This window comes from Pseudoalteromonas sp. GCY (assembly GCF_016695175.1).
In the GTDB taxonomy this organism is placed as follows: domain Bacteria; phylum Pseudomonadota; class Gammaproteobacteria; order Enterobacterales; family Alteromonadaceae; genus Pseudoalteromonas.
Genome location: NZ_CP068022.1, coordinates 962,609 through 977,061, shown reverse-complemented (window position 1 = coordinate 977,061; position 14,453 = coordinate 962,609). Strand labels below are relative to the sequence as shown.

Genomic DNA, 14,453 nt, shown 5'->3' with positions numbered 1-14,453 from the left:
AAACTCCCAGCATAAATGAGGGTAAAATGGTGCAAGATATCGATTATTCAAAATCCCTACAAACAATTGTTGGTAAAGTAATTAGGGTGTACCAATCTGGAGATATGCTTACCCAAGATCATCAACCTCAGCGACTCAATATTGAGTTAAACGACGCGCAACAGGTCGTGCGTATGTGGTGGGGATAGCCCCACCCAGTTCGTATATTGATTGACTAGCATGGTGTATTTCGTCCAATAAAATGACTAAAGGTATTAAGATGTACATTGGTCTAGTTAAGGTATTTTTTGTTATAGCCACGTTCACGAGCTTAGCTGTCTATGCCGTTAGCTACGATGAAATAACAGATATTGATGCGCTAGCGGCGCATTTTGATGAGCCCACTTTTGAACAGCACTTCTTAGAAGATGACATGGAGTTCATTTGGTTTTACTTTAAGGATATTGACCATTCCTTTTTAGTTAATACCGAAACGGGAGAGGTCTGCCATCATTTTAAAGGCAAAAAGAGAGAGTCTTGTTTTCCGGCAAGCTATTTTGAGTAAATCTATTGAAAGGAGCAGCGATGTCACACTCTAGTTGTAATTTAATCCAGTCCCCTTGCATCAGAAAGTGTTGTTTGGATGATAAAGATGTGTGCTTAGGCTGCTTTAGAACGTTGGACGAAATCACCAGCTGGACAAGTTACAGCGAAGATGAAAAGCTCAAAGTCTTAGCGCATTGCACGAGGCGCAAACAGCAACATGCTCAGAAATATAATAGGAATTGACGTCTCAATCATAACAAAGTAGAAATCACATAGCTTTTGTTTCGCTTTCGACACAGTTATTAAGGTGAACAGTGTCTCGATTTCGACACATATTTTATCGAAGACGAACTTGGTTTTATTTTATTTTATTGATTTTAATATAAAAAATATTTGGCCTGAAATTTGATTCGTCATCTGTATTCTCAAAGTGGAGTACAGAGTATGGATATAAAACTGGCGAAAACAAAGCGCATGCCGTTTAAGAAGCTCGCATTGCTTGTTATTGTGCTACTTGTGGTCGGTTTGGTGTTTTTTGCCAAAGCATATACCCAAAGTGCATCAAACGTGGTTTTCCAAGAAGAGTTAATCGTTGCTAAAGTTCAACAGGGCGAGTTTGAACTGAGTGTTAAGGGACTTGGCAGTCTTGCATTGGAAAAACGCCATTTGGTTACCAGTAGTAGTGGCGGAAAAGTAGTTGAAGTGTTTGTTAAACCGGGTGAAATGGTCACTCAAGGTACGCTACTTGCTCGGCTTGAAAACCCATCACTGCGCGAAGCGCTCATTCAAAAACATAGCCAACTTACCAAAATTTCAGCACAACATGAGGCCGAACTTGCAGAATTAAAGGCCAAAGTGCAGGAGGCCCACACCGCACATTATGATGCTTTGTTGGCGTATAAAGCCGACAAAATTCAGTGGCAGGCGCAAAAAACCTTAATAGAAAAGGGCAATAGCACTATCTCTATGCTTGATCATCAACGCAGCGAGTTTGCAATGCAGCGTAGTCAAAAGCAAGTGGAGTTACAGCAAGCTAGGGTTGTCACTCAGCAAGAAGTGCAACAGGCTAAAGCCAAAGCGCACCTAGCTGAGCAAGCAAGCCTGCGATCCGAAATTAAGCTACTTGAAGAGAATATCGCAGCGCTTGATGTGCGCTCGCCAATTACTGGACAAATTCAGGATGTGCTGATTGAAGTGGGCATGCAATTGTCTAATACCAGCTCGGTTGCAGAAGTGGCAGATCCGCGTTTGCTGGTTGCTAAGATAAACATCGCAGAACTAGATGCGCCGCATGTACAAGTTGGGCAGTCGGCGACAATCGATACTTACACTTCGCGTTTTAACGCCATCGTAAAACGCGTTTCCCCAAAAGTCACCAATAGCCAAGTCGAAGTAGAGCTGAGCATTGAAGGCACTTTGCCAAGAGAAGCCAGAGATAAACTCAACATTGAAGGGGTTATTGTAACGAGCCATAAGCCCGACGCGGTATTCGTCGCAATGCCAGCCAATGCTGTTGCAAATAATCAAGCGAGCGTGTTTGTTGTTGATGAACATCTCGCCACCAAAAAAACGGTTAAATTTGGTCAGCGTTCGGTAAACTACATCGAAGTGCTTGAAGGACTTAATAAAAATCAAACTATCATTATTTCCGATATGGAAAAGTATACTCAAGATAGCCAAGTGCTAGTGCGTTAACAGGACATCATTATGAACTCAGTCATTCAACTTAATAATATCGAAAAGCGGTTTCAGACGGACGAAATTGCAACTCAAGCGCTAGACGGCATTAATCTCGTAGTAGAGCCCGGCGAGTTTGTGGCTATCACTGGACCTTCAGGGTGCGGCAAGTCCACGTTACTATCAATTTTGGGCTTGATTGATGAGCCAAGTAACGGCGAATACTTTATTAGTGGTAACCAAGCATTTAATTTAAGCTCGGACGAGCGTGCTCATATTCGTGCTAATCATATCGGTTTTATTTTTCAGGCCTTTAACCTTATCAGTGATTTAAACGTGCTTGAAAATGTCATGTTACCGCTGACTTATATTGGCGGCATTAGCCAAAAAGAAATGGAGCAAAAAGCCAAAGACGCGCTGGCGATGGTGGGGTTAGAAAATCGCATCAATCATTTTCCTTCTCAGCTTTCAGGCGGTCAGCAGCAGCGCGCTGCAGTTGCAAGAGCCTTGATTAACTCCCCAGACCTCATCCTCGCCGATGAGCCGACCGGTAACTTGGACTCAAATAATGCTCAGCAAGTGCTAGGGTTATTAAGCGAGCTTCATGCTGCTGGCAAAACGATTTGTATGGTAACGCATGATATCGAATCTACGACTTACGCTAGCCGTGTTATCTCTATGCTAGATGGCACAATTTTAAGAGACAAAAAGCAGCTTGAGCGCGCAAGCAAAGTCGTTGGAGCTTAGTATGGGATTACTTTTAGACTTTCGTTATGCACTGAGAAACATCGCAAAATCAATGCGTTTTACGCTATTGATGATGTTTATAATGGTTGGCAGTTTGACCATATCTTTGATTGGTTTTAACTATATTTATACGGTGGCATTTTCACATAGCCAAGTGGGTAATGACAGCCCAGAGATCAGGATCTTTAAGGTTCGTAACCCTATCAGCATGCAAAACCGGTTTGAATACAGCATGCTGCCACAACTACGAGAACTTGATGAAGTTAAACAACTTGAGGAGTGGCTTTATATTGCGCCAGCAAGTGTTTGGGTAAGTGATGCTGAGCGGGGCAATCATTATCGAGGCTCCTATGTTGGTGAGCGCTTTTTTCAGTTTCTGGATATTAAACCTGCGCTTGGGCGATTTTATACTGCTGAGGACTTTGTGGGAGCTGCCCAAAATGTGGTCGTGATTTCAGACTATCTCTGGCTGCATCTATTTCAAGGTAGTAAAGATGTCATAGGGCGCACAATTGTCGTTGACCAAAAGCCTTACGAGATAATCGGTGTGATGCCCAAACACAATAACTTCCCGATATTTTCTAAACTTTGGCTGCCACTTAAAGGCAATAACACAGCACCTGCTGATGCCATCGATATTATTTATAAGATGCCAAATGAGACGACAGAGGCAAAGCTTGAGCAGCGTTTAAGTTTATTCTTCACTGATTATGCAAAGCAACGCGTTAGTCAGTCAGCGCTTGAGGTGGATAAAACAGTTCGTGTTGAGTCTATGACCTTGGTGGAATACAACACCGACGGTGAAGCGGTATTTATATTTACTCTGTTTATGGCCGGTATCGTACTCATTTTGCTTATTTCCTCAATCAACATTGGTAACTTACTCTTTGCCAAAATCATCGAGAGACAAAAAGAGTCGGCTATTCGCGCCGCGATTGGTGCGAAAAAATTAAGGGTTGTTCAGCAGCATGCTTGTGAGGGTTTGGTTTACTGCGTTAGCAGTTGGGTCGTGGCGCTATTGCTAACGGATCTTGGTTTGCGAGCGCTGAACTTTTTTATGAATATGATGTTTGGTGGCAAAATGCCGTACTGGTGGTATTGGCAGCTAAATACAATCACCATCTTGGTGTCACTACTGCTGATAAGCTTGGTATTTGCTATTGCAGTGCTGTTACCTGCGGTGAAAACAGCTAACTTTAACATCAATGATGTACTGCGAGACGGCACACGAGGTGCAACCGGAAAACAAGCGGGATTGATGTCAAAACGCCTACTGTCTTTGCAGGTGACCTTAGTGAGCTTTATGCTGATGGCGTCGAGCACCATAGGCTATGTGATGTATTCTATGGCGGGAAATATTGACGGAGAGACCCTCAAAGGGGTGTACTCAACTGAGCTGCAATTTCAAACTGAAAGCGAGTTTTCGAGTGATAAAGCGGTCGAAATGGCAAGCGCATTGGTCGTGGGAATGACACTGGACCCTGCCTTTAAAGAAGGGCGCGTGTATCAACGTGAGATGGAGCTTGATGTGCTAACAAACGAGGGCGAAGTTTATACCGATAAAATCATAAATATTGAAGCTGTATCTCATCTTTTTAAGCGCGAACTGCAAAGCGGTAGGAACTTCACGGCACAAGACAACACAGAAGCGGCGCCCGTAGTGATCATTAGCCAGTCTCTCGCACACGCTCTGTTTGGCAGTGAGGATGTATTAGGGCGCTCACTGATGTTACGTGATGCAAAATGGCCAAGCGCTAAAATAGTTGGTATTGCAGTGGATGAGATGAGCGTTGTTGCCAGCGATCGTCGTCATGAAGTCTATTTTAGTTTTCGTCAATATGTGCCAAAGGAAAATGCAATGGCGGTTAAGTTCATTACTGAGTTGCCGCCAAGTCAAAGTTACGAAGCCTTCTATCGCGTGTTAGGTAGGCTCTCAAGCAAGCTCGAAACCAGCTATATTTTTGATCACTACGACAACCATCGCTCTATGATAGGGGCTTTCACCAGTATCATTTATGTGTTTTTGATTGTGGGTGGATTTGCCTTGACGCTTTCTTTAATTGGTATTTATGCCATGGGCCTGAGTAATATCAACAAATCTAGCTATGAAATAGGCATTCGCCGTGCGCTTGGCTCCAAAGATCGCCAGATCATGTTGTTATTTATCAAGAAAAATCTAACCCATACCGTTACTGGGCTGACTATTTCTGCATTAATTTTCTATATCTTGTGTTATCTTGCTGTAGACTTTTTCCGCGGTATTGTGCCGTTTAGTGTTATGTTTGGTGCGGGTAGTATCACTTTACTACTGGTATTTGCTGCGGTATGTCTTGCGCTTTATATCCCAGTGAAACGCAGCATAAAAGTCCAACCTGCGGTTAGCTTAAGAATGGAATAATAATTTGAAAAAGGTGCTAATAGTAGACGACTCGCTTGATATTCAAGCGAGTCTGAAGTTTTTACTTGAGGATGAGGGCTACGCTTGCCATGGTGTGGTGACGCCGGAGGCGGCATTTGATTATGTCAGTACACAGGAAGTGGACTTGGTGCTATTGGATATGAACTTCACCCAAGACACCACCAGTGGCAAAGAAGGGCTGATGGCGATTGCTAAGCTCATTCAAATCGATCCGCTTTTACCCATTGTGGTGATGACTGGTTGGGCGACGTTAGACCTTGCCGTTGCTGCCCTAAAGCAAGGAGCGGCCGATTTCATTGAAAAGCCATGGGATGATGAGCGCCTTGCTCATAGCATCAAAGTACAAATCGAGAAGCGAGCAGACAGACAACATTTAGCGCGGCTATCTGCTGAAAACGAACGCCTTAAAAAGCCCCAACAAACGATTAACTTTATTACGCAAAGTGAGAAAAAGCAGCGTGTGCTGACACAGCTCACCCAGTTGGCACAAAGCGATATGAACATCTTGCTGACCGGTGAAAATGGCACAGGAAAGAGCTATTACGCGCAGTATGTACACGAGCATTCAAGTCGTGCTGGTGGCAGCTTTATCTCAATTAATATGGGGGCGGTGAGCGACGAGCTATTTAACTCTGAGTTATTTGGCCATAAAAAGGGGGCATTTACTGATGCGAAAGCAGATCGAGTGGGTGCATTTACACTCGCCAGTAATGGCTCGTTGTTTTTAGATGAAATTGCCAATTTATCTCTGCAATCTCAAGCAAAGTTGCTTCAAGTGCTAGAAGAGCGAAAGTACGCGGCGGTTGGCAGTCACAAAGTCTTGGACAATACTGCGAGGATTATTTCTGCTACTAACTGCCAACTCAATGAAGCGATTGCCAATAATCAGTTCCGCCAAGACTTATATTATCGATTAAATACTGTAGAAGTAGAAATACCGCCATTAAGAGCGTGTCCAGAGGATATCTTGCCATTAGCAGAGCGCTTTTTAATGCGCTTTAGTCATGATTATAAAAAACCACCACCGAGCATTATGCCCTGTGCTGCTAAAGCACTGACTGTATACGATTTTCCAGGTAATGTGAGAGAGCTTAAGCATATGATGGAGCGCGCGGTGTTTACTTGTTCAAATGCTCAAGTATTTGCTAGTGATTTGGCGCTCAACCTTACACCGCACTCAGCGTTGCAATCGATGAATACTGCTACTGCGAGCGCACCAGAAAATCATGATTTAACGCTGGATGAAATTATTGAGCAAGCACTCTTTAAAAGACTGGAATTTCACGGTGGTAACGTATCAAAAGCGGCGAAGAGCTTGGGACTATCGCGCAGTGCGTGGTATCGCAAAATGGACAAATATGAGTAGGAGATAAGCAAACTTGTTTTATCGATTTGGACATTGGCTGTTAAGTGCATTACTACTTGTAATTACTAACGTTTTACTCCTTGCGCACGACTACCCTGCAACACTTATTATGTTGATAGACTTAGTATTTGCACTATGTTTTGCTTTGCTCGCTTATAAATATGGTTCGACTAGACAAAACACCATTAATCTCATTGATACCTTGTTGATATCACTTCGCCAAGGCGATTATGCCCTAAGAGCGGTACACGGCAAAGACGCACAATTACGTTCAACGGTGGAGCACTTAAATGCGCTTGCGCAAACCATGCAAGCCGATCAGCGTGCGCTGGCGGAGCAAAGTGACCTGCTAAAGCAAATTATTGAAAAGCTTGACTGTGCACTTATTGTGTTTGACAGCCAAAGCATTGCATTTGCCAACAGCTACGCAGTGCGCACCTTTTTTGACAGCTATAAAGACGATGCTTGGCGCTGGTTTCAGTCATTACAAGCTCAGCAAAAACAAGGAAAGGTTTCGGTGATGCTTGACGGTACCGAGCATGCTTTTTTGCTTGAACACGACAGCTGCTACATTGCCAATAAACCTCACACTTTACTGGTTTTAAAACAGCTAGATAGCATTTTATATCAACAAGAAAAAGACGCCTTACAGCGTTTTGTTCGTATTTTAAGTCACGAGATCAATAACACTTTAGCGCCGATCGGCACGGTAGCGCGCAGCCTTACCAAGCGCTTAAACGGTGAATTAGATATAGAAAGGTTTAATAGTGGACTGTCACTCATCAACGAGCGCACCAATTATCTTAAATCTTTTATGGGTAACTATGCCTCCCTTGCCAAACTGCCTCCTGCACATAAGCAAATTGTCGCGCTTAGTGAGTTTTGCGCTCAGCTACAAAGTATCTACCCTCAACTAAAGGTAGAAAGCACAGCCGATCTGCTCGGTTTTTTTGATACGAGCCAAATCAAACAGGTGCTTTGTCACCTTATTAATAATGCCCAAGAAGCGCATACGCCTTCGCCAGAAGTCACACTCAATATCACCCCCGATGCTGACAAATTAGTGTTTTCGGTTACAGACACTGGCCCCGGTTTTTCCAACCTAAACGAAGCCGCTGAAGCATTTTACACCACCAAAGCCGATGGCAACGGCATAGGCCTCATGCTCTCTCGCATCATCATAGAAAAGCACGGTGGACAACTTAAACTGGGCAATAACCCAAACGGCGGCGCAAAAGTCGGTTTTAGCGTAGAGCGTGGTGGGAGTTGAGTAAAGGTGGCGCGCAAATTGAAATTACAGTTAGGGCTGTGTGTTAAAAAATGAAATGACTAGCCGCATGTGGAAGTCATTATTTCTATACAATCTAGGAGAAAGAAACGAATGGAAGTAGTCGCAAAAAGGATCTCAAAAATATCTCTATTAAAAATTTTATTCATTGGCTTTACCGTGAGTATGAGCACTTTAACCACAAGCTTTGGGATCGCAGCATTATTTGGTTTTAATACAATAGAGTGGTTTGGTGAATATAAAACAGGTATTGAGGGTGTTTTTTATGGTGTATTAATGGGACCAATATTCGGTGCTATTTTATCATGTATGTCATGGGTAGCTATAACTCTAGGGCTTTGGGTATACTCCTTTTTTAACCCTATAAAAGTCTCTTTTAGGCATGTTATTGAACACCAAGAATGACAAAACCACCAAAATGACAAGACACCCACCTCAAAGATACAGCAAAAAATGGTTCAAGTTTGTTGAGTTTGTTGTGGGTGTCAGCCATTATCCTTACTACCTACTCATTTGTTATTTCACTATCCAAGGCACTATGACATGGTCATAGCCAATGCTTAAAGACACGTAGACTAATAGCGCAGCCATTACTAAGTTAAAAGCTTTAAAATACTTGGGATCGGAGATCTGTTTACCCATCATTGAACCCACTATCGAATAGCTAGTGGGGGCTCCGAATGCAAGTACAGCAAGGAGCATTGACCATATGACAACGGCGCTGCCGGTAATGCCAACGCTTGGAAACTGAATGGTAGAAACCGGCAACGTCGCGATTAGCGCTTTGGGGTTGAGTAGCTGCATGAAAAGTCCGTCTCGAAAGCTCAACGATTTGGCCGCACTTTGCTTATCAGAGAGCTCGACGTTAGCATGTACCACTTTCCAAGTAATATATAGAATATAAAGGCACCCTGCCAAGCTGATAAAAGGCAGTAGCTGTGGATTGATAAACTTGAGCCCGACAATCCCTAAGATAACGAACAAGATGAACATTGCCATTCCAACGCCGGCGAAAAAACCGAGATGAACACGTGTCTGTTTGTTTAGACCACTATGTAGACCAAGCAAGTTGATAGGCCCAGGGGTATACATTACCCCGATAGCATAGGCGAAAATTTCTGACATGATTTACTACTCCGATATAAGCAGTCGACGAGCTAATCTAACGGCCCAACTGCAACTGAAATTGTTTTGGTGTCATGCCAAATACGCGTTTAAAGTTACGATTTAAGTGACTGGCATCAGCAAAGCCGGACTCTACCGCTGCGGTGGTGGCGCTACGGCCTACAAGTAGCTGTTTGCGAGCATAGTTGATACGACAATTCAAAACATACTGGTGTGGAGTTATGCAAAAGTGTTCTCGAAAAGCTCGAATAAAGTGATATTTAGACATATTGGCGACCTCAGCGATGTCATCAACCGAAATATCGTTGGCAAGATTAGCCAATATATAGTCTTTAGCTCTTAGTACTAAAATTTCGGCCCTTGTTTTACGAAGTGGTAACTCTAAACAGCCATGCAAACGAACCAATGATTGAGCCAACTGAAACAAAGCGGCTTCGTGCTCAATTTTGGAGTAGGATCGTCCCAAAAGTTGCTGAGATATAGTAAGAACTTGATAGCGCAACAGTGGGTCATTGAACAAGGTGTCGTTAAGTCTTAGTACTGTTTCTTGTTTATAACCAAGAGAGCGAAACAGTGGTTGCAATTCTCTTGGGTGCACGTAAAGCATCACATATTCTAAGCTGTGTTCGCCCCCAGAATGACCGTCATGAATATCTTCGGGATTGAAAAGCATTACGCAGCCAGGCTGACTTTTATAAAAAGCACTGCGACAGAAAAAGTCTTGTCTGCCTTTTAGAGTGAGCCCGATCGAGTACTCTTCATGAGCATGTTTGGTGTAGGTGAAATCACTCATGGTTGCGCTCAGCATGGACACATCATCCTGCTGAGCACTATGGGTATATATAAAGTGATTATTTTTACTCACACTCCCTCCTTTTTTTGAGCACGTTTGCAAAACTACCAAGTCAATATATTCAAGCGATCAATAAAAAACTTGAACGAAATTGCGGATGTATCCACTACAGAGTTTGCTAAATACTCTTCACAAGGAAACTTAGTTAACCCGAATTCAGGCCATTAAACCTATCAAATAAATCACAATCGATGCAAAGCCAAAGAACAAGGGTGACTCAACTGCTTACCCATTACTGGAAAATATTTGATACCATGGCTGCCAACAAAGGTTAGAATGTCGTTAACCGAATATATATTGAAGGTCGGAAATTTACCCCTAATGAAACATTTTAAAATATTTGCCGTAATAATCTCCGTGCTTATTTTCAGTGGCTGCGCCGCCCACATTCAAGAGACTAGTAAAACAGCGAATAGAGCTGTAGGGAACACGCCACAAAGTGTATTTTTGGATATTACTTCATCGCACTCAGTTTCTAAAAGTAAGTCACTTTCTAACAGCATTAATGAGCTAAAAGCGCTAATAGCCAAAGACTTTAATGGCAGTATTGTTGAGTCTGGAAGTGCAGCTCAAGCACCTTTATCAGTCGAGATCACCATCGAGCACTTTCGTTATGTGTCGGGATTTGGCCGCTTTATGGTAGGTGTAATGGCGGGTGATGCCGAGCTGAAGCTCAATGTAAAGCTAATAAACACTGACACTAACGAGGTGGTTGGTGAGTCGATACTAGATACTCGATCTGAGTTTATCGAAGGCATTTTTGGTGCAACTACTTCTAGGCAGCTTGAAGCAGTATCTAAGAAAGTGGTGAGTATGATTGGCACGGTGGAGCGCGAAGGTAAAACTGATAATACCGCTAACTCTTAGTCGATATTGAAGTTCCAAATGCTCAAAGAAACCTAGTTTTTGACGATGGGGCTCCTGTATACCCTTTTGAGCCCCACTGATACGCATTACAAACAAAGGGACGTGAAGCTAATATGAAAACGAAGTTTTTTGATATTACACTTGTTCTAAAAGCCTTGATGTTAACTGTCGCGATCGGCATATTTTTTAACGCGAAAGCGTGGGGTGATAACAGCCCACAGCTGTTGCGTGATAGCGCAGTTAGCGATGTACAAGCGCCCTTGGAAAATCCGGATTATGACAAGACATCTACCTCAAGATACAGCAAAAAACGGTTCAAGTTTACCGTGGGTGATGTCAGCCGTTATCTGCCAACCGGGATAACAAAAGGCATATTACAATTAACGAATAATGTTGGAACGAGCAATAAGGTCCGGTATCGGCTGCAAGCGTGCTAAAAAATAAAGGGCAATAGCAGACTAAAGAAGATTAGAAATCCACCTCAAAGATATAGAAAAAACGGTTCAAGTTTGCCGTAGGTGTCGGTCATTATCTGCTATCTAGCCCACATGTTGAAGAGATTACCATGCAGCAGTTTATCAATTTGCAATACCCAATTTACTTAACTCGTCTCTAAGACATGTTACTAGTAAGCCGCCAGTAATTTTGTGGCATAACTAATTGGATTGATTTAAGTTGTAATGTACATAACAGTGTTTAGGGAAAGCAATATGACCAAAGTCAAACTCAATAAAGAAGAAGTTTTAGCGGATCTAAATCGGCAGTTAAAATTTATGAATAGATCATTCACCGAATTTGATAATGGCGATATTGATGAAGCCATACGTATCGCCCAAATCATCAGAGTTCTTGTGCATGATACTAAAGTAAGCACATCGATACTAAACCATTTAAAGCTCAAGTCAGGCTTTAAATTTCTCGACACCTCTACACACTATCCAAAGAATGAACTCGCACCAAAGGTTGGCTTATTATCCATAAGCTTTGCAGGTCCAAAAGTCAGATTTACACCACATCTCGCAGGTGCAATAGAGAAAAATCATCGTCCATATATCGAGTTCTTTGATTGGTGGAGTAAGCAGGTAGTACTATCGTGTGGAGGGCAAGAACTTACACGGAAAGATATAGTGCTGTTTACCTCAAACAAAGCAGGAGGTGCCCATCTAGATATAGATATGCCCAAACACCTTTATGATTTACTCAATCATAAAGGTATCGGGTTGATCACAAATGACGAAGAGGAATTGAAAAATGGATTGCACTGCTCTGTGCGGCAGATTGGGTTCGAACTTGAGCACTCAATAAGGCGCATGATCTAGCTTAAGTAAAAAGCGTGGTAACTCTTACCGCGCTTTTTACCACCCAATCACCAACCCAACACATTCAACCGCAACCATGTTTAAAACACGTTTAAACCACTTTGAGACGAATCAGTCTACTGCAAATGAGTTAGCGCCTGTTAGAGAGCATCTGAGGCGTTATTTTTAAAGTGTGGGGGTAAGAAGGGGAATTGTGTCACTGAATATAGAATTTGAGGGCGGTTAAACGTGAACCGCCCAACTAAACTAAAACCACTCGTTCAATTTGCTATCTAGCCAATAACCACCAACTACAATAGCAACAGAGATTAGTGCTTTTACATACCATAATGTGTACCATGGGTCTTCAGTTACGTATCTTAAAACAGAGTCCTCAGTCAGCCCTCCCCAGTAATTAAATGCTGGAAAAAAAGACCAATAAACTCCAACGGCAAATAGTGGCCATATAGTAATAGCGCTGTTTGATTGTCCAAATAAATAACGCGCAGCACCAGCCAGCACAAGACTAAACAAACAAAAGCCAGAAACTTTTGCACCAACATCCCAAGGCAAATTGGTAAGTTGTGAAAACTCCCAAGTGAGAAAGCCACCTATCGCCAAAATAATAAAGGTAAAGGCACCTGCTGTATCAGAACTACTATTGTATCTACTCATTTAACTATCCTTATATTGATTGCTTTTCGAACAAAATAGTATTGTATTTAGATTCAATAGCAAGTCTATTGGATTGCTTTTGTCATTATTTTTAATATTAATTGAGTAGAAAACCATGAAAAAAGAGATCCACGAGTTTAACGAGCAACTCGACAACTACCTAAAAGCCCGTTTTAACTACAAACGTAGAGTAAGTGAAGTCTGTGTACTCGACAATAGAATCCATGCATGGAACAAAAAAGTAGATCTATACATAAGATATAAGCCTAATTACAAACCTTACTTACCTAACACTCTGGTACTTGCTCGAATTGGCTTTTACCAATCACGCAAAGGTCACGGTACAGATTTGCTCAAGTTCTTAAAAGAACACAGCACTCAATACGGCATAGAGCATATCGCGCTGGAGTCTGTAAATGAAAACTCCAAAGCCTTTTGCGAGACGTCAGGATTTGAAGAAGTAGCAAACGACGTATGGAGCATTCCAGTAGCTGAAATACAGCTCCCAGAGCCTGAAATCACTGAATAACCGTTGCAACACACAGGCTAGCAAATTAGAATTGCAACCTAAATGATAACAAGGATTTTACATGTTTAAGCGCATCCTTTTGATAGTCTGTTTTATTGCACCTCTTTTTACTTACGCATTTGGGCGCTACCAAGAGCCAGACTGGGACAACATTAAAGAACCAACCACACCAGAAGAAATCGCTAGAGCCAAAGAGATCAAAGAAAAAATTGATAGAGTGGCAAACTATTTTGCTCTCAGTTTGTTACTCGCACTTGGCTTTGGCGGTTGGCTATATCTCTATCGAGCAGGTAAGTTTGACAAATCAACAATGGATAAATGGCACTATTCCTTTTTGCGTTATCCTGACCATATGAATTTTACTATCAACGCTACAGCACAAATGGCTATGGAGTGGGAGAGGCCAACAAACAGGTGGGTGCTAAGCTACGTCACAATGTGCTACTGGTGTGCAATGGAGAGTTTGCTTATTAAACGAAAAGTAAAGTCTCCAGCATTGCAAGAGGCCTTTGTCTCGCTGCTTCAAAAGCTAGAGTACCAGAGTGGCTTTTGGCAGATCCAGCCAGAGCACATACAACACTCAATGAAAGAAAGCGTTGATATTAGCGATCCTCGTTTTACCGCAATCAAAAACCAATTTAATGAGATAGAAGTACTACTCGATAAAACCGACTACCCAGAGCTTAAAGAGGCAGTATTGAAACTAAAAGCAAAAGAAGGGAATTAGTTGACCACTACATAGCTTATCTTAATAAAAGGAAAATGCATGTGGATATAAGTCATGGAAAGCGTATTTAAACTTGTAGAGCCACAACAGGGAGAGGCACCACAGGGATTGAGTAAGTTTCTGGCCTAGAAGCAATAGTGGTTCAAAGAGTGAGAGTCATATGACACTCGTGAGACGCGCCTATTTTTTAACTCTATTGCGACGGTACTGGTAACAAATAACAAACACCCACCACGTTAGTTTTATTCGAAGCAAGCATACAAAATGAGACTAAGTGCTTTTATGTCTCTCTAAAATAGTGTCATTTCCAGAGTGTGAGGTCTACAGGATACATGAGTAATGTGTCTATAGACCTCA

Annotated in this window: 17 protein-coding genes; 14 read left to right on the top strand and 3 right to left on the bottom strand. The window is 42.3% G+C overall.

Annotation, left to right across the window (positions count from 1 at the left end; all coding sequences use genetic code 11):
* Positions 1 to 26 precede the first annotated feature (26 nt).
* The 9 genes from JJQ94_RS03900 (at position 27) to JJQ94_RS03860 (ending at position 8,427) form a co-directional block, all read left to right on the top strand.
* A complete protein-coding gene (locus tag JJQ94_RS03900) occupies positions 27 to 188 on the top strand; it encodes an I78 family peptidase inhibitor (protein WP_099029896.1) in 162 nt (53 codons plus the stop codon).
* Positions 189 to 259: 71 nt separating this feature from the next.
* A complete protein-coding gene (locus JJQ94_RS03895; RefSeq protein ID WP_099029897.1) occupies positions 260 to 544 on the top strand; it encodes a hypothetical protein in 285 nt (94 codons plus the stop codon).
* Positions 545 to 564: 20 nt separating this feature from the next.
* The gene (locus JJQ94_RS03890; RefSeq protein WP_099029898.1) at positions 565 to 768 is read left to right on the top strand and encodes a DUF1289 domain-containing protein; all 204 of its coding nucleotides are present in this window, start codon (positions 565 to 567) and stop codon (positions 766 to 768) included.
* A 201-nt stretch (positions 769 to 969) separates the two neighbouring features.
* Positions 970 to 2,220, top strand: a complete 1,251-nt coding sequence (locus tag JJQ94_RS03885) for an efflux RND transporter periplasmic adaptor subunit (protein WP_099029899.1) — start codon at positions 970 to 972, stop codon at positions 2,218 to 2,220.
* A 12-nt stretch (positions 2,221 to 2,232) separates the two neighbouring features.
* Positions 2,233 to 2,949: an ABC transporter ATP-binding protein gene (locus JJQ94_RS03880; protein WP_039496409.1), complete on the top strand. Its 717-nt coding sequence runs from the start codon at positions 2,233 to 2,235 to the stop codon at positions 2,947 to 2,949.
* A gap of 1 nt (position 2,950) precedes the next feature.
* Positions 2,951 to 5,347 (top strand): ABC transporter permease, encoded by a 2,397-nt coding sequence (locus JJQ94_RS03875; protein WP_099029900.1) that lies wholly within the window; start codon positions 2,951 to 2,953, stop codon positions 5,345 to 5,347.
* Positions 5,348 to 5,351: 4 nt separating this feature from the next.
* Positions 5,352 to 6,734 carry a sigma-54-dependent transcriptional regulator gene (locus JJQ94_RS03870; RefSeq protein ID WP_099029901.1) on the top strand — a complete coding sequence of 461 codons (1,383 nt, stop codon included), beginning with the start codon at positions 5,352 to 5,354 and terminating at the stop codon, positions 6,732 to 6,734.
* A 13-nt stretch (positions 6,735 to 6,747) separates the two neighbouring features.
* Positions 6,748 to 8,004: a sensor histidine kinase gene (locus tag JJQ94_RS03865; protein ID WP_099029902.1), complete on the top strand. Its 1,257-nt coding sequence runs from the start codon at positions 6,748 to 6,750 to the stop codon at positions 8,002 to 8,004.
* 111 nt (positions 8,005 to 8,115) lie between these two features.
* Positions 8,116 to 8,427 (top strand): hypothetical protein, encoded by a 312-nt coding sequence (locus tag JJQ94_RS03860; protein ID WP_099029903.1) that lies wholly within the window; start codon positions 8,116 to 8,118, stop codon positions 8,425 to 8,427.
* 111 nt (positions 8,428 to 8,538) lie between these two features.
* Here the strand turns inward: JJQ94_RS03860 and JJQ94_RS03855 are convergent, their stop codons facing one another.
* Together JJQ94_RS03855 and JJQ94_RS03850 are read right to left on the bottom strand one after the other, a co-directional pair.
* Complete coding sequence (locus tag JJQ94_RS03855; protein WP_099029904.1) at positions 8,539 to 9,147, bottom strand: LysE family translocator; 609 nt, start codon at positions 9,145 to 9,147, stop codon at positions 8,539 to 8,541.
* Positions 9,148 to 9,184: 37 nt separating this feature from the next.
* Positions 9,185 to 10,012, bottom strand: coding sequence for an AraC family transcriptional regulator (locus JJQ94_RS03850; RefSeq protein WP_099029905.1), 828 nt, complete (start codon positions 10,010 to 10,012; stop codon positions 9,185 to 9,187).
* Between the two features lie 309 nt (positions 10,013 to 10,321).
* Between JJQ94_RS03850 and JJQ94_RS03845 the strand changes: the two genes are divergently transcribed.
* From JJQ94_RS03845 to JJQ94_RS03835, 3 genes are all read left to right on the top strand, one after another.
* Positions 10,322 to 10,867, top strand: coding sequence for a DUF4410 domain-containing protein (locus JJQ94_RS03845; protein WP_099029906.1), 546 nt, complete (start codon positions 10,322 to 10,324; stop codon positions 10,865 to 10,867).
* A gap of 113 nt (positions 10,868 to 10,980) precedes the next feature.
* Positions 10,981 to 11,304: a hypothetical protein gene (locus JJQ94_RS03840; RefSeq protein WP_099029907.1), complete on the top strand. Its 324-nt coding sequence runs from the start codon at positions 10,981 to 10,983 to the stop codon at positions 11,302 to 11,304.
* 273 nt (positions 11,305 to 11,577) lie between these two features.
* Positions 11,578 to 12,186: a hypothetical protein gene (locus JJQ94_RS03835; protein WP_099029908.1), complete on the top strand. Its 609-nt coding sequence runs from the start codon at positions 11,578 to 11,580 to the stop codon at positions 12,184 to 12,186.
* A 246-nt stretch (positions 12,187 to 12,432) separates the two neighbouring features.
* Here JJQ94_RS03835 and JJQ94_RS03830 read toward each other — a convergent pair whose 3' ends face one another.
* The gene (locus tag JJQ94_RS03830) at positions 12,433 to 12,840 is read right to left on the bottom strand and encodes a hypothetical protein (RefSeq protein ID WP_099029909.1); all 408 of its coding nucleotides are present in this window, start codon (positions 12,838 to 12,840) and stop codon (positions 12,433 to 12,435) included.
* A gap of 115 nt (positions 12,841 to 12,955) precedes the next feature.
* On the opposite strand from JJQ94_RS03830, the gene JJQ94_RS03825 reads away from it, so the two are divergent.
* Together JJQ94_RS03825 and JJQ94_RS03820 are read left to right on the top strand one after the other, a co-directional pair.
* Positions 12,956 to 13,369 (top strand): hypothetical protein, encoded by a 414-nt coding sequence (locus JJQ94_RS03825; protein WP_099029910.1) that lies wholly within the window; start codon positions 12,956 to 12,958, stop codon positions 13,367 to 13,369.
* 61 nt (positions 13,370 to 13,430) lie between these two features.
* Positions 13,431 to 14,096 carry a hypothetical protein gene (locus tag JJQ94_RS03820; RefSeq protein ID WP_099029911.1) on the top strand — a complete coding sequence of 222 codons (666 nt, stop codon included), beginning with the start codon at positions 13,431 to 13,433 and terminating at the stop codon, positions 14,094 to 14,096.
* Positions 14,097 to 14,453 lie beyond the last annotated feature (357 nt).